Genomic DNA, 22,180 nt, shown 5'->3' with positions numbered 1-22,180 from the left:
CAGTTCTCCCCTAATCATCCGCCATCCACGACCTCAACAGATTTGTAAAATCATCAGGACGCCCTTTGGCGAGCTTCTCGATTGTCTTGCGCTTCGGATTTGCCCGGTTGTTGAATTCCGACAAATCGACTTCCTCTTCTTCCGCATTTCCGGCGGGCTGCATTTTCGCAGCGGCACGTGCGAAATAATCCATTTCCAGCTCAGCTGCCAATTCTTCCTGTTGCTTCTTGCGCCGTTTGGCCACGAACAAGATGATGCCCGTCAATAAAATCACGGCCACACCGGCGATGACGTACCAAAGAAGCGGAATGCCTGTCCAGAACGTCGTCACCGGCTCTTCTTCAGCCAGTTCCGGGCGCCCTTGGAATTCTGTCGCAAAGATCGAAATGCGGTCATCGAGTTCGGCCGGTGTCGGCTGGAATTCGTTCATGCTGAGCGAAGTACTGACTGTATTTGCCAACAAATTGCGGATATCATCCATGTGCTGCTGGGTTAAGGTAGCTGGATTGTCGGGCACTGGCGGTTCCACACCGACATTGATCGTAATGTCGTCGATGACATACGGGCTCATCTCGATCTGACGGTTGATGCGATTGACTTCGCGGTTGATGCGTTCTTCGGTCCGTTCCGATTCGCTCGTTCCGGTGCCGTCTGCTGCAGGGTAATTGGCGATCTCCGATTCCCCAGTTCCGGCGTCATCTGCCAGGGCGGCACCTTCACTTGCGTAAGTTTCGACGATCCGCTCGACGCTGATGTCGATGCCTTCGCCCGTTTCGGGATCGACCGGCTCCACCAATTGCTCTTCGCGTTTTTCCTTCGTGAAGTCGATGTTTGCCATAACGGAAACGACGACTTTGTCCTGCCCGAGCAATAGCCCGAGCATCTGCTGCAATTCACGCTGGATATCTTTTTCGATGCCTTGCTGGATTTCGCGGTTTTGCTGATACACCGTCAAGTTGGTGTCCGGCGCGCCAGTATCCTGCAATTCGAACACTTGGCCGTTCTGGTCCATGATGACGATTTGCTCCATCGGCAATTTAGGTACCGATTTGCTGACCAAATGGTACAGGCCGTTGATTTGTTTTTGGTCCAAATTCAAGCTGCCATCGCCTTGGATGACGATCGATGCCGTCGACACTTGCTCTTCATCGGTCAGCCAGACGTTTTCTTTCGGCAAGGTGATCATGACGTTGGCATCGGTCACACCCGCGATTTGTTTCACCAAATACGCGAGTTCGTTTTGCATCGCGTCGCGTTCAACCACATCAAAATGGCGGTCGGTCATCCCCAGCCCCATGTTCTCACTGAATATGCCGTACGTGACATTGCCGTTTTTCGGCAAGCCTTCTGCCGCCAGGCTCACTTTCAAGCCGGCGACTTGCTCTTCGGGAACGGAGATCGTCGTCCCATCGGTCGATACTTCGACCGGGATGCCTTGGCTTTCGATGGCCGCCTTGATTTCACCCGCTTCTGCAGGGTCCAGATTGGCATACAAAGGCGACATATTGGATTGGCTATTGAAGAAAACAAAAAGCCCTATGGCAAGCAAAGTGATGAAAAAGGACGCGGCCATCAGCCATTTGGTCGCTTTCGATAAACTGCCCCAGGAGTCTTTTGTTTTGGTTTTATAGGTTTCGAACTTCTCTTTCATCGAATGCACACCTTATTCGTTTTCATACTTGCATTCTCATCACTTCTTGGTACGCTTCCACCACTTTATTGCGCACTTGCATCGTCATCTGCAGCGACAGGCTCGCTTTTTGCGACGCGATCATCACTTCGTGGACGTCTTTCACTTCGCCCGTCAGCAATTGGTCGGTCTTTTTATCGGATACGTTCTGTGCTTCGCTCACTTCTTTCAGCGCATTCTTGAAGACATCGCCGAATCCTGTCGCTTCCGGTTTCGGCTGCATCTTTTCCAGGAATTGATTTTGCAGAAACGGTGTCTGCAGCTGTGCAATTTTCTCCATGCTGCCCCTCCTCAACTAAACTTTCTTATTTCCCGATTTCGAGCGCCTTCATGAACATGCTTTTCGAGGCATTCATCGCCGTGACGTTCGCTTCATAAGAACGCGTCGCCGACATCAAATCGACCATTTCCTTAATCGGGTCCACATTCGAGGTGCGTACATACCCTTCGGCGTCTGCGTCCGGATGCTCCGGATCGTAGGTCACCGGAAACGGGGTGGCATCTTCCCGGATGGCGCTAGCTTTTACGCCCGCGCCGGCTCCTTTGTTTTCCATGGCAGCCGTCAAATGCTTGGCGAATGGCGATGCGCCGGCGGTCGACAGTTCCACGGTTTTGCGGCGGTACGGCACCCATTCCCCGTTGACGAGTTCCGCGCGGTTCGTATTGGCATTGGCAATATTCGACGACACGACATCCATCCGCAAACGGTTGGCAGTCAATCCGGATGCGCTAATATTCAGACCACTAAATAAAGACATATGCGTTATCTCCCTTCGTTGATGACCGAACGCAAGCTCGAGAACTTGCCGTTGACCCGTTCGGTGACGGCGTTATACCATAATTGGTTTTTCGCGAGTTCCGCCATTTCAAAATCCATATCGACGTTATTGCCGTTCGGCGTCATTTTCGTATTGCGGTTGATTGTCACTGGTGTTGCCGCCTGGCCGCTCTGGAATTCGAGATGGCGCGCATCGGTGCGGTAACTTTTCATCCGCGAAGCGCTCGCCTGTTCCATTGCCTGTCGGAAATCCACTTGCTTGCTTTTGTAATTCGCTGTATCCACATTGGCGATATTGCCGGCATGGACACGCTGTTTCAATGTCGAAGTCGACAAGGCCTGCTCCATTTTTTGAATGCTTGATGGAAAGATATTCATCATTTCAGCCCCTTACATCTGAATTTGCCCAAATAAAAAAATCCGCTTTGAAAAAGGCGGATTTGAGTCAAATCTACCATCTTTCGGCAACCCGGCGATCTTGTGTCTTAGACAGTTAGACCCGTGGCTTTGCGTCCTTCACTTTCGTAGAAGTTTGCTATTTTCGTCATGATATGGGTATATTTTTCTTTAAACTCGTCTTTTAGAATCATTTTGAGTCTTTACTACTCCGGTATAGTATCATGCTTTTTTTAATTTGGCTATTTTATTTTATAAAAAAATTCTACTATTTTTTCCATTTAATCTGCGATTTTCTGTTAAAATGATGGTAGAGAAAGCTAACAGTAGTCCATTAGACTATAATAAAGGAAGTGTATAGGTAATATGTTTCGCGGATTGTATACGGCAACTTCGGGAATGATGTCCCAAAACAGAACACAACAAATATTGACAAATAATCTATCAAATTCCAATACTCCGGGATTCAAGACAGATGAAGCAGCGATTCGCTCCTTTCCACAGCAGTTAATCAAAGCGCAGAATGCCCATCAGCCTGCGCCAATCGGCCGGCTTTCCACTGGTGTTTATGTACAGGAAGCGATTCCTTCATTTTCCCAAGGCCCGATCCGCGAAACAGGGAATGCGACCGATTTCGCCTTGGTCAATGACAATTTGCCGCTCGATGCGGACACCGGCGACCGCGGCACATTATTGTTTGCGGTTGAAACAGCAGAAGGCGATATCCGCTATACGCGCAACGGGCAATTCACGGTCGACGCGGAAGGATTTCTTGCGACCAGCTTCGGCCAGCGTGTGCTTGGTGACAACCTCCAGCCGATTCAAGTCGGCGATGGCGGGTTTTCTGTCCAAACGAACGGCGAAGTTACGCGTTCCGATGGCGCAGGTGCCGGAAGTATCTGGATCGGTGCCACGGATGAACCGGAACAATTGATCAAGCAAGGGCATAACTTGCTTGCCTGGGCAGGAGACGATGCAGATGCCCCGGCACTGGCTGAAGAGGCCGAGCGTTTCGTCAAGCAAGGCTTCATCGAACAATCGAATGTCGACTTGACCCGCACGATGACCGACATGATGACCGCTTACCGCGGATTCGAATCCAACCAAAAAGTGATCCAGGCCTATGACCGCAGCATGGAAAAAGCGGTCAACGAAATCGGCCGGGTCTGATAAGGAGCCAAGCACATGAACATCCAAATGAACGCGGCGAGCAGCTCGATGCGCGAACTGCAGAAAAAAATCGATATGATTGCCAATAATGTCGCCAACGTCAATACGGCCGGCTATAAAAAACAAGAAGCCAATTTTGCGGACGCACTGCTCCATAGCGTCAATAAGCAAGCCGGCCCTGCCAACGAAATCGGCCGAAGCACGCCGGACGGGCTGCGCATCGGCGGTGGGATGCTGTTATCCGACGCCATCACCCGCCATTCGCTCGGCCAGATGCAGCAAACGGGCCGCGAACTGGATTTCGCGATCGATTCGCCGAATGGCTATTTCCGCGCTTCCAATGAAGATGGTATCTATTACACACGAAACGGATCGTTCCAAGCCGAACCGATTCTGGGCAGCGGCCGATTGGCACTTGTCACCGCTTCCGGCGATTCGGTCCTCGGTGCTGACGGCGCGCCAATTACGATTGCAGCGGGATACGATGAACTGAGCATCGGGTCAAACGGTGTTGTGACGGCAACTTATGCCGGCCAAGCGGCTGAAACGTTCCAATTCGGCACCGCTCAAATCAACCGGACCGCCCTGCTGGAAAAAGCAGGCGACAATCGCTACCGCTTGCCGGGCACGGAAGCCGAACAAATTGCATCCGGCGCCTTGGAACTCGGCACTTCCGCCATTTCACAAGCGGTGCTGGAAACTTCGAACGTCGACATGGCGAGCGAAATGACCGAATTGATCGCCACGCAGCGCCTGTTCCAATCACAAGGCCGCGCGATTTCCTTTGCGGATGACATGATGGGTCTCGTCAATACGATGAAATCCTGACCGGAATACCTTTCTTGATATAATAAAAAATAAAGCCGGATTTCCAGTTACCAGTTGGAAACCCGGCTTTATTTGTATGCTGATCTCTATTCATAAATCGACCAGCAGCCATTTCTTCTTTACTCCCCTTTTAAGGTTCCCCCTCTCCTTCCAATTAAAAACAGCGGATGCACCTTCGCATCCGCTGTTTATCGAAGAAAGTCCATCAGGCTCGGCTGCATCATCTTCGCGGATGATGACAGGCTTGCCTGGTAAATGCTTTCTTCACTTTTCAATTTGATCAATATTTCAGCATAATCTACATCTTCGATTGAAGATAATGCTGAACCTAATGAAAGCTTCGCGTCCAGCAAGCGGTTTTCAGTCGCTTCTACACGATTCTGGCGTGCGCCGTTTTCTGCCGCTGCCGTCAGCAACCGTTCCATCGCCTGGTCGATTCCGTCGAGGTCGATTTCCCCGTCCGTTTTCAGGCTGTTAGCCAACTCTCCGACAACCCGGAATAAATTATTTTCATCACCCGCAGCGCCGATTAAGGATTCAGGTAAGATGCCTACTTCCAATTGAAGGCCGTCCCCTAGCTTTACCGTCTTCGCTGCAGCGTTGAAAGTTGGGCCATCAAAAGAAGCAACTGCCGGGAATGGTTTGGTTTTTGTCTCTGATCCACTGAACAGGTAATGGCCATCGACTTTCGAATTGGCGAATTGGCGCAATTGCTCCCCCAGAACTTCCACTTCGCTCGCGATCGACTTGCGGTCTTCCGGCGACAGCGAGCCGTTCGCCCCCTGCACGCCAAGTTCCCTCACGCGTTGCGTCACGCTGATCATCGACTGGACGGAGCGGTCGGTTTCATCAAGCCATAACTTCGCTTCGCCAGCATTGCGTTCGAATTGTCCGCTCGCCGACAAAGCGCTTTTCAGGCGCATCGCTTTGGAAATCCCTTGCGGATCGTCAGAAGGCTTGTGCAGCATTTTACCGCTCGACGCCTGGAGATTGGTTTTCTCGAAGCGTCCCAGATTCTGTTGCATATGGTGTACAGAATTTTGATGCATCATTTGTTGTGTCACTCTCATTACGCTGTCCTCCGTTTTCAGGCTTTAACGCGCAGCCATTCGGTTAATGATCGTATCAAGCATTTGGTCGGTCGTCGACACGAGTCGGGCAGCCGCATTATACGCATGCTGGAATTTCACCAAGCTCGCCATCTCCTCATCGAGCGAAACACCCGTGACGGATTGGCGGCGGTTTTCCGTCGAGATGAGCATCTGCTCCTGGGTCTTGACGGCGTATCCGGCGCTTTGCGCTTCCGTGCCAAGGGCGCTGACCAAGGCCCGGAAATCCGCTTGCGTTTTTTTCACGTCTTCATCAAGGCCTTTCGGCAGCTCGAGCTGGGCGTCTGTTGCCACAGTCAATTCGCCCGCTGGCGCCGATTTCCCGAAGACCTTGCCGTTCGCTTCGGCGAAACCTGTCACAGTCGCTGCGATTTTTTGTTGGTAATTCTCGACTGTTTCCAGCGCTTGCACGAGTCCTCCGAGCTTGCCACCCGCCGCTTCTGCGTCGATCGGTTCGCGGGCTTTCACCGGCTGTTTGTCCGCTGCCAAAGCGATTGCATAACTGCCGTCTGCTTTTTCAGTGACTTTAATATCCATCAGTTTCGACAATTCCCCGACTGCTGCGTCGCGCTCATCGCGCAAATCGTTTGCTTGGGGGCCTGTGCGGACGATGCTTTTGTTCAACTCATCGATGCGCGAGATTAAAGTCTGCGCTTCATTTTCAGCTGCTGTGGTGCGCTCTTTCAATTCGGCCGTCAACTCGCCCAAAGACCGGTCGATCGTTTTCGCGACGTCCGCAAAAGCTTGCGCCCGTTCTTTCACGACTGCCTGCATCGCCTGGTTTGATGGATCGCCTGACAGGTCTTGCCAAGCACTCCACAATCGGTCCATCGACGCGTTAAGACCGGCATCGCCCGGTTCACCGAGAATCGTTTCCACGTTTCCGAGCGCTTCGCTTTTCGCCTGCCACTCCGCAAGCTCCGCTGAATGCCCGCGGTGCTGCTGATCCAGGAAACGGTCCCGTACGCGCATGACCGAATCGATCGAGACGCCCGTGCCGACTTGTCCGCTGCCAGCGCCTTGGCTCGTCCACACTTCCAGGGATGGAGAGGAACTCGTATTCACTTGTTGGCGCGAATAGCCTTTCGTGTTGGCATTCGCGATATTATGGCCGGTTGTCGAGATGCTTGCCTGGCCTGCAGATAAGCCCCGCCGGCCGGTTTCCAAAGTGTGAAAAGTTGACACGTGATCCCCTGCTTCCCTGTGGGCTTACGCTTTCGTATCGAAAAAGCCCCGATTGTCTGTTTGTGGTTTTTTTACGCCGGATTGTGGCTGATAATTATACGGCTGTTTTTTCGGTGCCGTGACGTGTTCGATCATTTCTTTTACAAAGCCCATCGAATCAATCACCAGCTTTTCGTTGTGGCGGTTTTTCAACTGCAATTCCGTGAGCAGCTGCTGCAACGTCTTCAATTGCTCCTCGAGCGCTTGTTTAGCCGATTCGTCCGTCAATTGCTCGGCAAACTGGCTGAAGCTGAGCCCTGGATGTTCTTCGAGCACTTCCGTTACTAAACGCTCTCGCTCGTCTTCCAGTTGCCCGAGCCTGCGGATGAGCCGTGTCTCTTCTTTGACGAGTTCTGTCAGCTCATCGACTTTATGCTCGATCAGCACCGTCTGCTTGCGCTCGGCGTAGCGGATCAATTGATGCTGGATGGCAATCAGCTCATCAAGTGTCGCGGTCATCATTTTCAGCACCGGACTTCCCTCTCTTTCCATCGCTCAACGATCATTTATCGAACCAGTACTGGTGGATTTTTTCAGCTACCTTGTCCTGGTCGACCTGGTATTCGCCGGAAGCCACCTGCGTCTTCAGCAATTGGATTTTTTCCTGACGGGCGATATCCGCTTCCGTATTCTTCTCGAACATCGCCTTCGCCTCACTTGAAATCTGCAGGTGGTCCTCTTTTTGCAACGGACGCGCTTTGGTGGCCGGCGTTACCTGCATTTGCTTTTGATAGGATTGTATAAAGGAAGAACTATTCGTTTTGTCGATATTCATTCCTTCACCGCCTCTTTTGGTTATTTCTTCATCTTCCAATATTGTGCGCTGACAGCTCTTTGTTTGTCCACTGTTTCTGCGCTTTCCGCATCACTCATGATTACGCCCACTTCATGTTTGAATGCACGGTGGCATGCTTCACAAAGCATTTGCCGGTTGATGAGTTCTCCGCAATGCGCGCACGGATAGCCGAGGTTCGGGTAATCCGAGGCGATGATGCGGCCGCCTCTTAGGAACTCGGCGATTTTATTGATGGAGACATCGGTGAATGCGTGGACGTCTTCGATCGACGCATTGCGATAGTCCGGGTTTTTCAAAAATACATCCACTTTTTTAAACGCGGCTTCGTTTGCCTGGTAGCAATTGAGGCAGCAGTCGATTTGGTCCCGTAAATACAACGCCCCGCAGCTGGGGCAATTGTCCAGTTGTGGGTTGTTCAAGTTGATCACCTGTTTCTTTCAATATATGGCTCTCGATACTCCGAAAACTGCTGCGCTTTCCTGCGGGCGAGCGCCAAGCCTCCTCAGTCGCTTTGCGCCTTGCGGGGTCTCGGCTGTCTCGCTTTCCCGCGGGAGTCTCCGCAGTTTTCTACGTACCTCTATCTCTATGCAATCTTTAAGATTATTCCAATCCCTAAGCCAATAAAACATGTTCTGCTATTTTTTTATTTCCTATACCTCTATTATCGGCTGCTTTTGGGTTTTGTTTAGCGTTTTTTTCGATTATTGCACTTTAAATTCGGTGACGAGGACGCGTTCGACTTTGCCTTTGCCGACGAGTTCCTGGAGCTGTGCGGTCATTTCGTCCTGCAGCAAGGTGATGCCTTCAGCGCCGATCAATTCATCTTTTTCCATGCCGGCGACCGTGGCGATCGCCGCTGCGCGGATTTCCGGATGGCGCTTTTCCATCTCTTCTTTGATTTTCTTATCGCCGAGCAGGATGTTGAACTGTACGACTGCGTACGATGACGGTGTTGCGAGGTTGGTCGTGATGGCTTCGGTGTCGATGCTCAGTTCCACGATTTCGTCCGCGGTAAGCGGTGCATCCGTCTCTGCTTTCGCTTCTTTCTGGATGAAATAAAATGCCCCGCCGGCACCCGCCAGCGCAGCGATCACTAAAACAAGCAATACTTTCTTCATGGTCCACCTCTTACTCTTCGGTTTCTTCCTCATTTTGATAAGGAGAGATCAGCACTTCGACGCGGCGGTTTTGCGCACGCCCTTCAGCCGTATCGTTCGGTGCAATCGGCTGGTATTCGCTATAGCCGGTCGCGCTGAATTTCTGCGGATCCAAGTCTTCATTTTCCAACAGGATCTTCATGAAATTGATGGCACGCGCTGCGCTCAGTTCCCAGTTGGATTCGAATTCGCCGCCTTCAGCCGGCACATTATCGGTATGGCCTTCGATATAAATCATGCGCGGCGGGTCGCTGAACAACAGCTCCGATAATTCGCTTGCGATGGTGCGCGCCTGGTCATCGATATCGGCGCTTCCGGATTGATACAGGACGCCTTCATTGATCGTCAGCATCAGCCCTTTGTCCGTCAGCTCCGTCTGCAGCCTTGGCGACAGGCCTTTGTCCGCGATATACGATTCCAGCTTTTCCTGGAATTCGCCCAGTTCCTTGCGGTCGCGCGCAGCCCGTACTTCTTCGAGCAGCTCTTCGCTCACGGGTTCTTGCGCTAATTCCTCGTGTATTTCCGAATTATCCAGTTCGACCGGGGCCGACTCATCGAGTATGCCCGTGCCGCCCTGCAATTCGATGTTGAACGATTCCGAAATGGCTTTGAATTTCTGCGCGTCCACTTCACTTGCCGCGAACAGCACGATAAACAAAGCCAATAACAGCGTCAAAATATCCGCATAGGGGATGAGCCAGGATTCATCGACATGGTCTTCGTGCTTTTTTTTACGCTTCAACGCCAACACCACTCTCTTGTTCGTCTTCCAATACACGGTCTTTCGCCGGCAGATACGTCAGGAGTTTTTCTTCGACCGTACGGGCAGGCAAGCCTTCTTGCACCGCGAGCAAGCCTTCGAGCATAATCTGTTTCATGCGCGCTTCCTGTTCGGATTTGCGCTTCAGTTTATTGGCGAACGGATGCCACAGGACATAGCCTGTGAAAATCCCGAACAGCGTCGCGATAAATGCCGCCGAGATCGATTTCCCGAGAAGCGCCACGTCGTCCAAATGGCTGAGTGCCGCGACGAGCCCGATGACCGCACCGAGAACACCAAGCGTCGGCGCGTACGTGCCTGCCTGCGTAAAGATTTTCGCCCCAAGTTCGTGGCGGTCTTCCATCGCAGCGATGTCTTCTTCCATCAACTCGCGGATGTGTTCAAGCGATTGGCCGTCAACGACCATCTTCAAGCCGCGCTGCAAAAACGGATCTTCCACTTCTTCTGCGCGTTCTTCGAGCGCCAGCAAGCCTTCTTTTCTTGCGACCATTGCCCAGCCGGTGAACATCGGAATCATTTCCTTGATCGGCATCGTTTTCTGTTCGCCGAACAATACTTTAAAAAGCCCGGGGATGCGCTTCACTTCTTCTGCCGGGAACGCGATCAAGATACACGCCGCCGTCCCGAGGAAGATGATGACCAGCGCCGCCGGGTTGAACAAGGCGACCGGGCTTGAGCCTTTGAGTGCCATGCCCCCGACGAGCACAAGCATGCCGATGATGATGCCTAACCAAGATGTCTTATCCACGTCCATACCTCATTTCACTTTTGATATAGCTTGAATTAAATAATCGTTTATGTGAGATTCCACCGCAACCGATATTCCGCAAAATGCATTGGAAACCCAGATGAAAAAGCGGAAGGCGGCGACTCCTGCGGGAATAGCGCGAGCCGAAGACCCTGCAGGAGCGTCAGCGACGAAGCGGCTGAGGCCGTGCCCGCGGAAAGCGTCCGCCTGGAGCGATTTTATCGGCGTCTTTATATTTCCAATTATTCAATCCAACTTATACTGATTATTGTTTTGCAAGCGCCATGGCTTGTTTCCATGTGTTGCGCAGTTCGGCGACATCTGCGAGAACTGCGTCGAGTATCGCTTCGTCATTTTTCATATTCGCTTCAACCAACTGGCTGTATTGATATTCATATAATCGTTCAAGCTCTTTAGATAACGCGATGTCCGGGTTCAATGTGCTGCGCAGCTCCTGGATGATGGCCTGCGCTTTCAGCAAGTTCTTGTTCTTTTCTTCGAATTGCTTGTCCTGCATCGCTTTTTTCGCGAGCTTGATGAATTTTAAACAGCCGTTGTATAACATCAAGATCAATTCCTCGGGTGATGCGGTCATGACCGAGTTTTGCTGGTACGCCTGGTACGGATTGATGGTAGCCATTTCGTTTCCCCTCTCTTACTTGCGTTGGTCGATGAATGAGCCGCCCGCGTTCGACTGGCGGTAAGCGCCGGCGTATTTGCCGGATGCCTGGCGCGTTTGGTTCAGCCGGTTCATCTGCTGCGAAAACTGTTCGTGCAGTTTCGTCATGAGCGGCTGCAGCTTAATTTCCGTCTGCTGGATCTCGGCGATGATCGCTTGTTCCTCTTCAGACCATTCGCCCGTGAAATCATCTGCCAGTGCTTCGATTGTCTCTTGGCGCTGGCCGAACAGCTCCTGGAGCCGTTCCAATTGCCCTTCCTCGTTTTTGTCCATGTCTGAATCAAGCAATTGGGCGTGCGTGTAAATCGCTTGTGTCTGCGATAAAAAACCGTTGAGCTGGTCACGTTTCTTTTCCATTACATGCCTCCGAATATATTCTGCTGCATCCAGGCGCTTTGCGAATTCATTTGGCTCAGCGCTTTCTCCATGGCCGTGAACTGCCGCCAGTAGCGGTCTTCGATATTCGTCAGCCGGTCCTGCCAGCGCGTGATTTCCGATTCCATGCGGCGCAGCTTTTTGGTCATTGTGCTGTTATCGACTGAGCTTGCCGGGCTGCCCGCCTGCGTGCTCAAATTCTTTACGATATCGTTGAGCTTGTCGTAGACGCGGGCACCGACACCGTCGCCATCTGCGCTGCGGACAGTGAACAAGTTCATCACTTCATCCGGCTTTTCGGTGAGTGCGGCGCTTAGTTTTGCTTCATCGATGAAGAGCTTGCCGCCTTCGCGGTAATCGCCTGTGTTGATGCCGATCTGGGACAATAAATTGATGCTGCCGTCCCCGATGCCGCCGACTTTATCCATGAATGCTCGGCGCAGGTCCTGCAATGCCGATTTCATGACCGGGTCGTTGCGCAAAAGCCCGCTGCGCGCTTTTTCTTCCCATAATTCGATTTCATTTTCGCTCATGTCTTTTTTCTGTTCGTCAGACAGCGGCTGGAAGTCCGGATAGCGCTTTTCGACGATTTGTTTTTGCAGCTCTTCAATCGTTTTGTTGTACGATTCCACGAAATCCTTGATTTGCTGCATCGGCTTTTCGGGATCGGCTTTCACGCTGACGGTTGATGAACTACCGGGCGCGTCAACTTTGAGCATTTCAATTGTGAGGCCGTTGATAGTTGTTTTGTTGCTGGTCAAACCGTCGACGGTGATGCCGTCAATCGTCACCGAACCGTTCGTTGCAGCAGTCGAAGCGACCGACGCTTGAGCCGTTCCGGTGATCTGCTTGCCGAGATCCGGATTATCCGTGCCGTCCGCATTCGTGAACGCCAGTGAAAAATTCTGCGCTTCGCCGAGTTCTTTCGAAGAAATGAAAAAGCGCGAAGTCGTATTATCGAAATTGACGCGGAGCGCCGGTTCAGTTCCAGCAGTTGCTTCCTGCAGCTGTTTCGCGACATCCGCATACGTCATCGTCGCGGTGACATCGATGGTGATGTCCGTTGTGCCTTGTACGGTGATTTTCCCGGCGACGCCGATCGCATCGGTCGATTTTGCCGCGCTGCCGTCTGCTTTTAAAATCTGCCCGGAGGTTAGTTTCGCAGGAGTTGCCAGCGAATTGACTTTCACGTCATAATTACCGCTCATCGCCTGGGCGGTTGTCGTGATTTTCGCGCTGCCGGATCCCGCCGTCTCTGCGCTATAGGCATTGAATGTCGACTGAAGCCGCAAACTGCTCGCGCTTGTGCGCAGATTCGAGAACGCCAAATTCTGTTCACGGATCGCTTCTTGCTGCCACTCGGTCCATACTTTTTGCTGCATCAATTTATCTAAAGGCATTTTCTGTATTTGCATCATTTGTTTAACGATGGAGTCGGTATCCATCCCAGAAGCCAAGCCGCCTACGCGCATATTGTCCACTCCATTTCCATAATCGTTCGTTTTGAGCCGTTACCCTTTATATCGGCAGGAGTTTAGGAATTTTAATAGATAGCCGCTTTTTTTATTTAAATTTATGGCGGAATGATGAATTAAGCGAAAGATATTATTTCTATAACAAGTGGTATTAAGCAGATGTCCATTTCAGCGGACGCTTTCCGCGGGCACGGCTTCAGCCGCTTCCCTCGCTGTGCTCAGTCCAGGGTCTTCAGCTCGCGCTGTTCCCGCTGGAGTCGCCGCTTCCATTACCATCTGCAAGCCACTTCAATTAGAAAATATCACCATTAAAAGTCAGAGAGAAATTATAGCTTTTCTTAGATATGTGAATCGGTGTACCTGAACTGTTTTAAATAAAAGCCATTATAAAAATTCTTTATTTATGGTTATGCGATTAAAAAAAGCCGACCCCACGTGGGAATCGACTTTTGAAGATTATAAAGTATTGTAAAAGCGTTGAACGCCTGTGGTCCAGTGGTTGTTGAGGCCAGTCGGATCGTTCGCCGCACCAACTGGAGCATATTTCGCCCCGATTTGCGCGATGCTTTCTTTGCCTTGGTTCAAGTAATTCTGCCGCAAATTGCGCGCCATATCATAGATGCTATCTGCCACTGTTTCGTAGCTGCGGAGGCCATTCTTGCCCATCATGCCGGCGATATTGTTTTTCTCATTCGCCGCACGCGACGTGCCATTTCCGGTTTCATGCACTGCAATCGCAGACAAGAGTTTCGGGTCGATATCGTATTTCTTTCCGGCTTCGATGAAATGTACAGCCGCTCCACTCAGTTTCCCGGCGAGCTGCTCATCAAGTTTCAAGAACTGGACCGGACGGAATTTCAAATCGCTTTTATCCGCAGCACTTGTTGCCACGTCTTTATGCTCCATCGTCAAATTCGCGACAGCCGGATTATAGGAATTTCCTGGTGCCATGAAGGACAGGGCATTCGCAACTGGCGCTTGCTGCTGTGACTGCATTTGCGTCTGCTGGGCATTCTCCATCATCGCCGCCATCAATAACATCAAAAACGAACCAGGCCCTGACATGCCCGACATCTGGTTGTTCGCAGCTCCACTTCCATTCATCGGCGTCGACTGCTGAAGCGAACTCATCGCCGACTGAAACAGCCAATTTGAATTAATCGGCCCCATCATAATGCTTCACACCTTCCATTTCCATTTGCTCGTTTAGTTTACAAGAATCTTTTGGAAAAAAGAATAGGCGGATTGGGGGTAAGCAGAAGTTAGGATTATTTTGTTTGGAATATAGACTGTGACTTTTTACCGCTTTCCAAATGAAAAAGAAGCTTCACGATAGAAACTTCTTTTTTTGGAAACAAATTCTCAGCTGGCTTAGCCTTTCAAATCCAAAGTTCCACCAATATGAGGCTGAACCGTTTGTTCAAGCATTTTAACAACACTAGCGCTGTTTATCTCAGCCTGATCCATCGCTTTCTTAGTCACTAAAACACTCGCTTCTTGCCGGACGTTCATTTGGCTGAGTGCCATTGATAACGCTGCGATATCCACCTGAATTCCTCCTCATGAACTTGCTTATAAAAAAAGGAGCCTAGAATCAGGCTCCTTTTTATACTGTTAAAATTAACGCAGCAATTGAAGAACTTGCTGTGGTGCTTGGTTGGCTTGCTTTGCCGCTATGTCTTTCGATCATAGAATAGACTATATCTTCACCCTCTATTTAGAGGGGCTGGGCACTTCGAACGGCGCTTGCCGCCCTACGGATTTCATCGTCATAGCCTTCGCCTTAGACGGTCTATCCTAGTCGTTGAACCTTCTCCAGAGTTTCCTCATAGGAGCTTGGCTGCTGATTATCCATTGGTGCATCCCCGTCATTTTCAAACCTTCACGTTGACCGTTTCCAGTTACGTTGTGGTTGATGGGGCTTTAGGAAGTTCCAGCAATTCACCCAGTCATACTCTAACCCGTTACCCGGTTAGACGCCCTAAAACCAATTATCTCAACAGTTGTAACACCTGCTGAGGCATTTGATTGGATTGAGCCAACATTGCTTGTGATGCTTGTGCAAGAATCGAATTTCTCGTTTGTTCCATCATTTCTTTCGCCATATCAACATCGCGGATACGTGATTCCGCAGCTGTTAGGTTTTCAGCTGATGTTCCAAGGTTATTAATCGTATGGTCTAGACGGTTTTGGTTAGCACCGATCTTAGAACGTTCAGCTGAAACTGTTTTGATTGCTGCATCGATAGTTTCGATAGCAGCACTTGCATTTTCAGCTGCTGATTTATAATCTCCATTTGCGACTACTCCAGAGGATGCAGAAATATTAATTCCTCCTGTTACTGCCGCGTCGCCACCTGCTACTGTTGCTGCCGCATTCTCTTCAACTGTTGCAGTTGTCGCTGATACTTTAAGTGTTGCAGCGTCCATCGCACCGATTGAGAAATCAAGCATTTGATCTTTATTAGAACCAATTTGGAATTTAAGACTTTTCGCACCTTGTCCGTCAAGCAATTTTGTTCCGTTAAATTCTGTCTGGTTAGCGATTCTTGTAATTTCTTTTGCTAATTCATCGACTTCGTTTTGAAGAGCTGCTCTGTCATCTGCAGTATTTGTATCGTTCGAAGATTGTACAGCTACTTCACGCATACGTTGAAGAATGTCATGCGTTTCGTTCAAAGCACCTTCTGCAGTTTGCATCAGAGAAATAGTATCTTGTGCGTTGCGTCCAGCTTGCTCCAAGCCGCGAATCTGTCCGCGCATTTTTTCAGAGATTGAAAGTCCAGCTGCATCGTCTTTTGCACTGTTGATGCGAAGACCAGAAGACAGTTTCTCCATGCTGTTCATTTGCGCGCTTTGAGCTGAGCCCATTTGACGGTGCGTGTTAAGTGCTGCGATGTTGTGATTGATAATCATTGTGTATTACCTCCGTGTAATGTTTTTTTGTTTTTTTGCAAGCGCCCAAATCCGTTTGGACTGCCTTACATTCTTTTTATCGGTCTGCTTTTTGAAATGTTTAGCTTTTTCGAAAAAAATTCTAAAAAACTTTTGAATTTTTTTATCTTATTATGTAAATTTTATGAACCAACTAAAAAAACCTGAAGTAGGCTAGTTGCCCGCTTCAGGTTTTATTTTTTCATTTTCAAAAAATCACTAATATCAATAACATTCGAAACCGCGTTCTTGTTCTCTTCCTGAATCTCCAGATAAATCTCTTTCCGGTGGATCGGAATTTCCTTCGGTGCGGAAATGCCCAGCTTGATGAGGTCGCCTTCGATGGAAGTGACCGTGATTTCGATGTTGTCGTCGATGACGATCGATTCGCCGACTTTGCGTCCGAGTACGAGCATCCCTTACACCTGCCTTGCCGCTTGTTGGAACAGCGGATGTTTCACTTGGTAGTTCGGGTTGTTCAGGACGATCTGCTTGCCGAGTTGCTGCTGGTTGTTGATGACGACCGGCGCTTTCAAGTTCGCCGTCGCCTCACCAATTTGTTTGTTCGGCGTGACGGTCACCAAGACGATCGCATCGGATGGGTCTTCCAGTTTCAATTGCCCGGTTAACGCGTCATCCAGCTTCACTTCGTAATCCGGCAAAAAGACGAACGGGTCCGCCATGAAGAAGCTGATTGCCGCGTGTTCCGTTGACTGAAGGAAAAAGAACGGCGAGTCGCCTGATGGGTCTGCCGGAAGCAAGACGAATTTTGTTTCCTCTTCGAATCCCGGGATGCCGCGCTCGAATGTCAGTAAACGATTGTCTTCAAGTTCGAGCTCACCGAATTGTTCTGTCTGGATTTTCATAGCTGACTTCCTTTCTCTATAAAAACTTCTGATTAGCCTGCTTCTGTTTGGGCGAGTTCCCGCAAGCGCAACCGCACCAAAGCTTGTTCGCCCTCGATGCCTTTTAATTCTGCGCTGAACGGTTCAATCGACAGTAATGGAGAGGCGAGCAAAGCTGCCACGTCCGGTTGCTCAACAAGTGATTGGCTGATGATCACTTCGCACGCATCGCCTTGGCCTTGCACGCGCGCTGCTAGATTGACCGTGCGGCCGAAATAATCAAGCCGGTCGTTCGAATTGACGGCAATCGCCGGACCGCTGAACAGGCCGAGCCTTAACAGCAATGTATCATTTGTTTGTTCGTTAAAGGCGCCCAGTTTTTCCTGGATCGCGAGCGCCGCCCTCACGCCGTCCGCGGGTTTCGAGAACACCGCCATGACCGCGTCTCCAATCGTCTTGACGACGCTGCCGGAATTTTGCTTGATGTGTTCGGTTAAAAAGTCGAAATGGCCGCGCACGCGCCCGTAGGCATTGGCGTCTCCCGCTTCTTCGTACAATGCAGTCGAGCCCTTCAGATCCGTGAAGAGGATCGTCACTTGGCCGATGGCGATTTTCTGCCCCGGCGCCAGCACTTCCGACGAAAACAAATCGCGGAATTCCTGCATGGCGGTCACTTTCGCCGCCGTCACCGTGTCTTTGCTCCAATCGGCATTTTCCAGCGCGACGACAATGTCTTTTTCGCTGTCGTTGATGACGGAAATGTTCGATGCTTCCCGAGCTTCCTCTATCCATCCCGCTTTCGTATAACGGAACGAACCCTTCTGCCCGACTGGCACTTGATCATTTTTTTGCAGCACCCTCAAGCGCATTGACGCCTGATCCGCTAGCAAAAATTCCGCATGATCTCCCGGATGCAGAATGCGCTGGGCTTTGACATGCGGCGTGATCACCGGGCCGCCGACGCAATACACTTCTGCATAGGCTTGGCGGACGTTCGGATGCACCGCGAATTGCAGCTCGACGGATTGGTCGAAGTTCACATCGTACAAGACGCCGCACAGGTCGCAATGGAATTGCTGCTCGAGTTCGGACAAGCTGCGGTGGTCATCTTTGGACACGCGGCAATTTGGGCAAATGACGTGCCAGCTCATGTCCGAGAGTCCGGTTTTCGTTGCGTACAACAAGCCCCTCAACACTTGCTCACTGTCCATTCCCCAACGCTTCGCGAGCTGGCTTGGCACCAATTGCGCCGCGTCTTGGTCGCTGCTTTCAGTGAGATGCGCTTTTAGCTGCGTAATAAATTCTTCTGCGACTGGATAAGCGCGCAACGCATTTGAAAGCCGTTCGAGCTCGGCATGGTTCACTTTCGGTGCGGCCGGTTTCGCTAGTCTGGATGACTGTGCATCCAGTTGGGCGTTCTCCAAATACAGCATGATCTTTTTGACCGCCGGCAGCCCAGTCGTCTGGATGGCCGGATAGGCGAGTGCATTGCGCGGCGCGAACTCGGCGGTTAAGCGGATTTTCGTTTGCATGCCACCATTTACTGCCTCGGACAACTCGACTTTCAATTTGTAGTACAGCAGCGGGCCCGACAAATATCGCCGCTCAACCGTGTAATACTCCTGTTCCTGCCATTCGAACGGAAACTCCTGCCATTTCATCGGCACAAGCCCCATCACTTTCGCTGCCGCTTCCCGGTAAAACACGCCGCCTGTCTCCGTTTTCGCCTGCCCGAACGATACAGGGAACAAGCCGATTGCGTCATTCATCCGGTTATTGTCGGCGAGCAGTTGCCACGCCATTTCACGGTCAATTGGAAATTCCTGTTCCAGTATGTAGACTTTCGGTTTTAATTTCATCATCGTTCACTCCTATGTCAATGCAATCGCCAAAGCCAGAAACAATAGGTGGAAAATTTGGTCCGCGACAATCGTGAGCCATCTGCTTTCGGATCCTGCGGTCATTTGGATGCGCTTGACCCAAAATTGGACAAAGCGCCGCCGGTCGAGCGCAATGTGGCTTATGAAGACGAGCGTAATCGCCGGAAGCGACAAGCCGCCTGCAAATAAACCAAACAACGCGATGACCGCCGTGTACACCGACACATGCGCCAGCAGCGGCAGCCACTGGGTCGCTTTGTGTTTCGCCATCCACGAAGTCTGCAACAAAAAATCGCCGACCAAGTGGCCCAGCAGTAAATAATCAAACATGCTCATATTCGGTATCTCCGCTCTGTTTTATACGTACTTAAGTCGTAATCGCATTCTTTTAAAATCGAAATCATCGCATCGACCAATTCCGTTTCGAACAACTCGCCTCGGCAGCGCAGCAATTCTTCTGCGCTTTCTTGCAGAGTGAACCCTTTGCTATAAGGACGGACGGTGGTCATTGCATCGAAGGTATCCGCGACGCCAACAATGCGTGCGAACAGCGGGATCGCATCGCCTTTCAGCCCTTCCGGATAGCCGCTGCCGTTCAGGCGCTCATGATGGAATTTCGCCGTTTCCACCGCTTGCTCCATGGCATGTTGCGGCTCCATGTTCGCGAGAATTCCCGCACCAATCACCGTATGCTGTTGGATGGCGTGGAATTCGTCTTTCGTTAAGCGGCCCGGTTTTTGGAGCAATTCATCGCGGATGCCGATTTTCCCGATGTCGTGCAAGAGCGCCGCTTTATACAGCTCTTCGCATTCGGAAGGTGCCATGCCGATTTTCTGCGCAATCCATAAGGCGTAATTCGCGACGCGCCCCGAATGTCCCGCCGTATATGGGTCGCGCGCATCGAGCAGCGTGGCGAGCGTGCGGATCATGCTGATGAGCATGCGGTTGAGCTCATCGTACATTTGGCTATTATGCAGCGCGAGTGCGGATTGATGCGCCAACGCTTCTGCTAGGCGCAGGTCTTGTTCAGTAAAAAATTCACCGTCGCGCTTGTTGAGCAATTGCAAAGAGCCGAGCAATTGGCTTTTAACGATCAACGGCACCGTCAAAAGAGAACTCGTGATGAATCCGCTCTTCTGGTCGATCCGTTCATTCCAATCGGCATGCCGCGTGACGTCTTCAATGCGCTCGGCCTGGCCGGTTTCGAGCACTTTCCATACGACGCCTTGCCCTCTCGGCACTTTCACATCGAGAATTTCTTCGGCTGCCGCACCGAATGCCGACACGGCCTGCAAATTTTGCCCGTCTGTATCCGCAATCCATAGCGTCCCCGCTTCCGCACCAATGACGTGCATCATCTGCTGCAAAATATTATCGAACACTTTATCCTGCTCAAGATGGGAATTGAGCTCTTTCGATGCATCCCATAACGCCATCAGCTCTTGGATGCGCTGCTTCAATTGCTGGGTTTCGTTCATGAAGTGGCCTCCGCTATAAGTTTTTACTTTGATATCAAGATGAAGCATTTATTTCAAACGATAGCTTATTATTCCTTTGCATACAATACGCTTTGAAAGTTTAGAAGAAAAAATTTACAGTTCCTCCCCTACTTCACTCGCCATCCCTTTTATTATCGGCACGTTCCTCGGAATCTTTACCGAAGAACACACAAAAACCGGGCCTGTAACCGGCCCGGTTTTAAACATCACGATTCGATTTTCTCCAAGCTTTCCAGCGCTTGCTTAACGGTTGCATAGGCATCTGTGGATGCTAACTGGATGCCCGACTGGACGATGGTCTGCACCAAGTCCGGGCGCAGCCCCGCCACGACCACATGGATGCCCATCAAGCTGAGCGTGCTGCCGATATGGTGGATCGCTTCTGCGGTCTGGTCATCGATCGTCAAGACACCGGAGAAATCGGTGATGACGTGATTGACGTCCATTTCCGCAACGCGCGGGATGACATTCGTCAAGATGTGGTTGACGCGGTAGCTGTCGAGATAGCCGATCAACGGCAATACGACGACATCATCCGCAACCGGAACGACCGGCGCCGACAGCGCAATCATCTCGCTTTGCATTTCCGCTTCGTATTTTTCCTGGAGCCGTTCGAACGCAAAGAAGGTTTCGTTCAGGCTGACATCGAGCAAAGTGTTGATGCGCTTGATGACCAGCGCATTCTCTTCCAGGCTGAGCCCCGATTTGATGCTCAGTTCCGTGAACAATTCCGCCATGACGACGCGCGTCGGCGGATAACGCACGACGATCTCCGAAATCTTGCCGCCGGAAGACACTTGCATCTCCGCATTCTGCTTGCTCCACTCGATGAGCGCATCCGGCACTTCCAGGTCGGCCTCATTGCCCATGGTCTCGCCAAGATAGCCAAGCAATTCCTCGTACATGTCCACCGCACGCAAGCGCTCATCTGCCGGGATGTCCTGGTCGATTTTCGCTAGCACCCGGTCCACGACTTGTTCAGCGAGCGTCCGGGGGCTCGCTGTGATATATCTGCAAAACTCCGTAAATGAAGACATTCCGCCTGCCACCTTTTCCAATGAATTGCTTTCAGTATACCACTTTGTATAAGGCTAGGCACGCCGATATGACCACGGAAATGACAATGACATACTTCTGTAATAAAGCCCCGCCTGATTTTTTCTGGCGGGGCTTTCATGTGCTTATTGGACTTTGATCGTATTGCGGATGGCGCTCATCGTGCCGAGATGAAGGGCATCGTGTGAAATCATGAACGCCAGCACTTCACCGAGTGTCTCCATGCCGAGAAACGGTTCGAGCAATTTGCTGTCGAGCTTGCCGGCCGTTACGTGTTCGATCTGGTCAGGCTGGTCGCGCAATACTTGCTTGAGCTCTTCCAATGATGGCACTTGCCCTTCCCAGTTCTCAGGCGATGTGCCGCTGGCGAACAGTGCCTGATAGTGCTCCGGCAGGAACGGTTTTGTATCGAGCGATTTCGCTACGAAGCTATCGATCCCTGTCGCGAGGTGGCCGGCATTCCAGCGGATCGAGTTGCGGAACGGCGCGGGCATTTGGTCCGCTTCCTCTTCACTCACTTTATCCAGCAGCTTGATGATCATGCCGCGCCAGGTTTTCCATTGCCGAAACATTATTTCTTCATTCATCCTATCGCCTCCCCAATTATGGATACGCCCATTTTAGCGTTTTTGCATCCGGCTAGGCAAAGTTTCCGGCTTGCGCTTTTCGGAAGCTCAAAAAGCTACCCATTATTTGGTAGATAATTTACTTATTTCAGTCTTAAATCTCTATTTGTAAATTTTTCTTGTGAATTAAGTCAC

General features: G+C 51.0%; 27 protein-coding genes and 1 riboswitch. Of the genes, 2 read left to right on the top strand and 25 right to left on the bottom strand.

Features of this window, described 5'->3' with window-relative positions; genetic code table 11:
• Positions 1-10: 10 nt before the first annotated feature.
• Genes fliF through flgB form a run of 4 tightly spaced genes read right to left on the bottom strand, consistent with a single transcriptional unit; the run spans position 11 to position 2,849 of the window.
• Positions 11-1,651 carry a flagellar basal-body MS-ring/collar protein FliF gene (fliF, locus tag BBI15_RS01175; protein WP_068871493.1) on the bottom strand — a complete coding sequence of 547 codons (1,641 nt, stop codon included), beginning with the start codon at positions 1,649-1,651 and terminating at the stop codon, positions 11-13.
• A gap of 22 nt (positions 1,652-1,673) precedes the next feature.
• Positions 1,674-1,970, bottom strand: a complete 297-nt coding sequence (fliE, locus tag BBI15_RS01170) for a flagellar hook-basal body complex protein FliE (protein ID WP_068871488.1) — start codon at positions 1,968-1,970, stop codon at positions 1,674-1,676.
• 25 nt (positions 1,971-1,995) lie between these two features.
• Complete coding sequence (gene flgC / locus BBI15_RS01165; RefSeq protein WP_068871486.1) at positions 1,996-2,448, bottom strand: flagellar basal body rod protein FlgC; 453 nt, start codon at positions 2,446-2,448, stop codon at positions 1,996-1,998.
• Between the two features lie 5 nt (positions 2,449-2,453).
• A complete protein-coding gene (gene flgB / locus BBI15_RS01160) occupies positions 2,454-2,849 on the bottom strand; it encodes a flagellar basal body rod protein FlgB (protein WP_237150892.1) in 396 nt (131 codons plus the stop codon).
• Between the two features lie 79 nt (positions 2,850-2,928).
• Positions 2,929-3,015: riboswitch (cyclic di-GMP riboswitch) on the bottom strand.
• 215 nt (positions 3,016-3,230) lie between these two features.
• Here flgB and BBI15_RS01155 point away from each other — a divergent pair.
• Positions 3,231-4,034 (top strand): flagellar hook-basal body protein, encoded by an 804-nt coding sequence (locus tag BBI15_RS01155; RefSeq protein WP_068871483.1) that lies wholly within the window; start codon positions 3,231-3,233, stop codon positions 4,032-4,034.
• Positions 4,035-4,049: 15 nt separating this feature from the next.
• Complete coding sequence (locus tag BBI15_RS01150; RefSeq protein ID WP_068871481.1) at positions 4,050-4,862, top strand: flagellar hook-basal body protein; 813 nt, start codon at positions 4,050-4,052, stop codon at positions 4,860-4,862.
• A 188-nt stretch (positions 4,863-5,050) separates the two neighbouring features.
• Here BBI15_RS01150 and flgL read toward each other — a convergent pair whose 3' ends face one another.
• The 21 genes from flgL to BBI15_RS01045 form a co-directional block, all read right to left on the bottom strand.
• Entirely contained in the window at positions 5,051-5,932 is an 882-nt protein-coding gene (flgL, locus tag BBI15_RS01145) for a flagellar hook-associated protein FlgL (protein ID WP_068871479.1), read from the bottom strand.
• A 24-nt stretch (positions 5,933-5,956) separates the two neighbouring features.
• A complete protein-coding gene (gene flgK / locus BBI15_RS01140; protein ID WP_068871477.1) occupies positions 5,957-7,156 on the bottom strand; it encodes a flagellar hook-associated protein FlgK in 1,200 nt (399 codons plus the stop codon).
• 24 nt (positions 7,157-7,180) lie between these two features.
• Positions 7,181-7,657, bottom strand: a complete 477-nt coding sequence (locus BBI15_RS01135) for a flagellar protein FlgN (RefSeq protein WP_237150927.1) — start codon at positions 7,655-7,657, stop codon at positions 7,181-7,183.
• Between the two features lie 40 nt (positions 7,658-7,697).
• Positions 7,698-7,970 (bottom strand): flagellar biosynthesis anti-sigma factor FlgM, encoded by a 273-nt coding sequence (gene flgM / locus BBI15_RS01130; protein WP_068871473.1) that lies wholly within the window; start codon positions 7,968-7,970, stop codon positions 7,698-7,700.
• Positions 7,971-7,990: 20 nt separating this feature from the next.
• Entirely contained in the window at positions 7,991-8,410 is a 420-nt protein-coding gene (locus BBI15_RS01125; RefSeq protein ID WP_157101607.1) for a flagellar protein, read from the bottom strand.
• Between the two features lie 282 nt (positions 8,411-8,692).
• Entirely contained in the window at positions 8,693-9,109 is a 417-nt protein-coding gene (locus tag BBI15_RS01120; RefSeq protein WP_068871471.1) for a flagellar basal body-associated FliL family protein, read from the bottom strand.
• A gap of 10 nt (positions 9,110-9,119) precedes the next feature.
• Positions 9,120-9,890 (bottom strand): flagellar motor protein MotB, encoded by a 771-nt coding sequence (gene motB, locus BBI15_RS01115; protein ID WP_084633000.1) that lies wholly within the window; start codon positions 9,888-9,890, stop codon positions 9,120-9,122.
• Positions 9,880-10,677, bottom strand: a complete 798-nt coding sequence (gene motA / locus BBI15_RS01110) for a flagellar motor stator protein MotA (protein ID WP_068871467.1) — start codon at positions 10,675-10,677, stop codon at positions 9,880-9,882. The genes motB and motA overlap by 11 nt, the downstream gene beginning before the upstream one ends.
• Before the next feature lie 265 nt (positions 10,678-10,942).
• A complete protein-coding gene (fliS, locus tag BBI15_RS01105) occupies positions 10,943-11,317 on the bottom strand; it encodes a flagellar export chaperone FliS (protein WP_068871465.1) in 375 nt (124 codons plus the stop codon).
• A 15-nt stretch (positions 11,318-11,332) separates the two neighbouring features.
• Entirely contained in the window at positions 11,333-11,713 is a 381-nt protein-coding gene (gene fliT, locus BBI15_RS01100; RefSeq protein ID WP_068871463.1) for a flagellar protein FliT, read from the bottom strand.
• Positions 11,713-13,203 (bottom strand): flagellar filament capping protein FliD, encoded by a 1,491-nt coding sequence (gene fliD, locus BBI15_RS01095; protein ID WP_068871461.1) that lies wholly within the window; start codon positions 13,201-13,203, stop codon positions 11,713-11,715. The genes fliT and fliD overlap by 1 nt, the downstream gene beginning before the upstream one ends.
• A gap of 459 nt (positions 13,204-13,662) precedes the next feature.
• The gene (locus BBI15_RS01090) at positions 13,663-14,379 is read right to left on the bottom strand and encodes a glucosaminidase domain-containing protein (RefSeq protein ID WP_068871460.1); all 717 of its coding nucleotides are present in this window, start codon (positions 14,377-14,379) and stop codon (positions 13,663-13,665) included.
• Positions 14,380-14,577: 198 nt separating this feature from the next.
• Complete coding sequence (locus tag BBI15_RS01085) at positions 14,578-14,754, bottom strand: YjfB family protein (protein WP_068871459.1); 177 nt, start codon at positions 14,752-14,754, stop codon at positions 14,578-14,580.
• Positions 14,755-15,197: 443 nt separating this feature from the next.
• A complete protein-coding gene (locus BBI15_RS01080) occupies positions 15,198-16,121 on the bottom strand; it encodes a flagellin N-terminal helical domain-containing protein (RefSeq protein WP_068871457.1) in 924 nt (307 codons plus the stop codon).
• Between the two features lie 212 nt (positions 16,122-16,333).
• Positions 16,334-16,555 (bottom strand): carbon storage regulator CsrA, encoded by a 222-nt coding sequence (csrA, locus tag BBI15_RS01075; protein WP_058382099.1) that lies wholly within the window; start codon positions 16,553-16,555, stop codon positions 16,334-16,336.
• A gap of 3 nt (positions 16,556-16,558) precedes the next feature.
• Positions 16,559-17,005, bottom strand: a complete 447-nt coding sequence (fliW, locus tag BBI15_RS01070; protein WP_068871455.1) for a flagellar assembly protein FliW — start codon at positions 17,003-17,005, stop codon at positions 16,559-16,561.
• A 32-nt stretch (positions 17,006-17,037) separates the two neighbouring features.
• Positions 17,038-18,846, bottom strand: a complete 1,809-nt coding sequence (locus BBI15_RS01065; protein ID WP_237150891.1) for an adenylate/guanylate cyclase domain-containing protein — start codon at positions 18,844-18,846, stop codon at positions 17,038-17,040.
• 9 nt (positions 18,847-18,855) lie between these two features.
• Complete coding sequence (locus tag BBI15_RS01060) at positions 18,856-19,200, bottom strand: DUF3307 domain-containing protein (protein WP_068871451.1); 345 nt, start codon at positions 19,198-19,200, stop codon at positions 18,856-18,858.
• Complete coding sequence (locus BBI15_RS01055) at positions 19,197-20,342, bottom strand: GAF and HD-GYP domain-containing protein (RefSeq protein ID WP_068871449.1); 1,146 nt, start codon at positions 20,340-20,342, stop codon at positions 19,197-19,199. The genes BBI15_RS01060 and BBI15_RS01055 overlap by 4 nt, the downstream gene beginning before the upstream one ends.
• A gap of 227 nt (positions 20,343-20,569) precedes the next feature.
• The gene (locus BBI15_RS01050; RefSeq protein ID WP_068871447.1) at positions 20,570-21,400 is read right to left on the bottom strand and encodes an STAS domain-containing protein; all 831 of its coding nucleotides are present in this window, start codon (positions 21,398-21,400) and stop codon (positions 20,570-20,572) included.
• A gap of 144 nt (positions 21,401-21,544) precedes the next feature.
• Positions 21,545-22,006, bottom strand: coding sequence for a DinB family protein (locus BBI15_RS01045; protein ID WP_068871445.1), 462 nt, complete (start codon positions 22,004-22,006; stop codon positions 21,545-21,547).
• Between the last annotated feature and the right edge of the window lie 174 nt (positions 22,007-22,180).

The sequence above is a fragment of the Planococcus plakortidis genome, from assembly GCF_001687605.2.
In the GTDB taxonomy this organism is placed as follows: domain Bacteria; phylum Bacillota; class Bacilli; order Bacillales_A; family Planococcaceae; genus Planococcus; species Planococcus plakortidis.
This window is presented reverse-complemented; position numbering and strand designations above follow the sequence as displayed.

Excerpts from the sequence above, each read along its gene's own strand:
- fliF (WP_068871493.1), bottom strand. The coding sequence starts at position 1,651 with ATGAAAGAGAAGTTCGAAACCTATAAAACCAAAACAAAAGACTCCTGG.
- fliE (WP_068871488.1), bottom strand. The coding sequence starts at position 1,970 with ATGGAGAAAATTGCACAGCTGCAGACACCGTTTCTGCAAAATCAATTC.
- flgC (WP_068871486.1), bottom strand. The coding sequence starts at position 2,448 with ATGTCTTTATTTAGTGGTCTGAATATTAGCGCATCCGGATTGACTGCC.
- flgB (WP_237150892.1), bottom strand. The coding sequence starts at position 2,849 with ATGATGAATATCTTTCCATCAAGCATTCAAAAAATGGAGCAGGCCTTG.
- BBI15_RS01155 (WP_068871483.1), top strand. The coding sequence starts at position 3,231 with ATGTTTCGCGGATTGTATACGGCAACTTCGGGAATGATGTCCCAAAAC.
- BBI15_RS01150 (WP_068871481.1), top strand. The coding sequence starts at position 4,050 with ATGAACATCCAAATGAACGCGGCGAGCAGCTCGATGCGCGAACTGCAG.
- flgL (WP_068871479.1), bottom strand. The coding sequence starts at position 5,932 with ATGAGAGTGACACAACAAATGATGCATCAAAATTCTGTACACCATATG.
- BBI15_RS01135 (WP_237150927.1), bottom strand. The coding sequence starts at position 7,657 with ATGATGACCGCGACACTTGATGAGCTGATTGCCATCCAGCATCAATTG.
- flgM (WP_068871473.1), bottom strand. The coding sequence starts at position 7,970 with ATGAATATCGACAAAACGAATAGTTCTTCCTTTATACAATCCTATCAA.
- BBI15_RS01120 (WP_068871471.1), bottom strand. The coding sequence starts at position 9,109 with ATGAAGAAAGTATTGCTTGTTTTAGTGATCGCTGCGCTGGCGGGTGCC.
- fliS (WP_068871465.1), bottom strand. The coding sequence starts at position 11,317 with ATGGCTACCATCAATCCGTACCAGGCGTACCAGCAAAACTCGGTCATG.
- fliT (WP_068871463.1), bottom strand. The coding sequence starts at position 11,713 with ATGGAAAAGAAACGTGACCAGCTCAACGGTTTTTTATCGCAGACACAA.
- fliD (WP_068871461.1), bottom strand. The coding sequence starts at position 13,203 with ATGCGCGTAGGCGGCTTGGCTTCTGGGATGGATACCGACTCCATCGTT.
- BBI15_RS01090 (WP_068871460.1), bottom strand. The coding sequence starts at position 14,379 with ATGATGGGGCCGATTAATTCAAATTGGCTGTTTCAGTCGGCGATGAGT.
- BBI15_RS01080 (WP_068871457.1), bottom strand. The coding sequence starts at position 16,121 with ATGATTATCAATCACAACATCGCAGCACTTAACACGCACCGTCAAATG.
- csrA (WP_058382099.1), bottom strand. The coding sequence starts at position 16,555 with ATGCTCGTACTCGGACGCAAAGTCGGCGAATCGATCGTCATCGACGAC.
- fliW (WP_068871455.1), bottom strand. The coding sequence starts at position 17,005 with ATGAAAATCCAGACAGAACAATTCGGTGAGCTCGAACTTGAAGACAAT.
- BBI15_RS01065 (WP_237150891.1), bottom strand. The coding sequence starts at position 18,846 with ATGATGAAATTAAAACCGAAAGTCTACATACTGGAACAGGAATTTCCA.
- BBI15_RS01060 (WP_068871451.1), bottom strand. The coding sequence starts at position 19,200 with ATGAGCATGTTTGATTATTTACTGCTGGGCCACTTGGTCGGCGATTTT.
- BBI15_RS01055 (WP_068871449.1), bottom strand. The coding sequence starts at position 20,342 with ATGAACGAAACCCAGCAATTGAAGCAGCGCATCCAAGAGCTGATGGCG.
- BBI15_RS01050 (WP_068871447.1), bottom strand. The coding sequence starts at position 21,400 with ATGTCTTCATTTACGGAGTTTTGCAGATATATCACAGCGAGCCCCCGG.
- BBI15_RS01045 (WP_068871445.1), bottom strand. The coding sequence starts at position 22,006 with ATGAATGAAGAAATAATGTTTCGGCAATGGAAAACCTGGCGCGGCATG.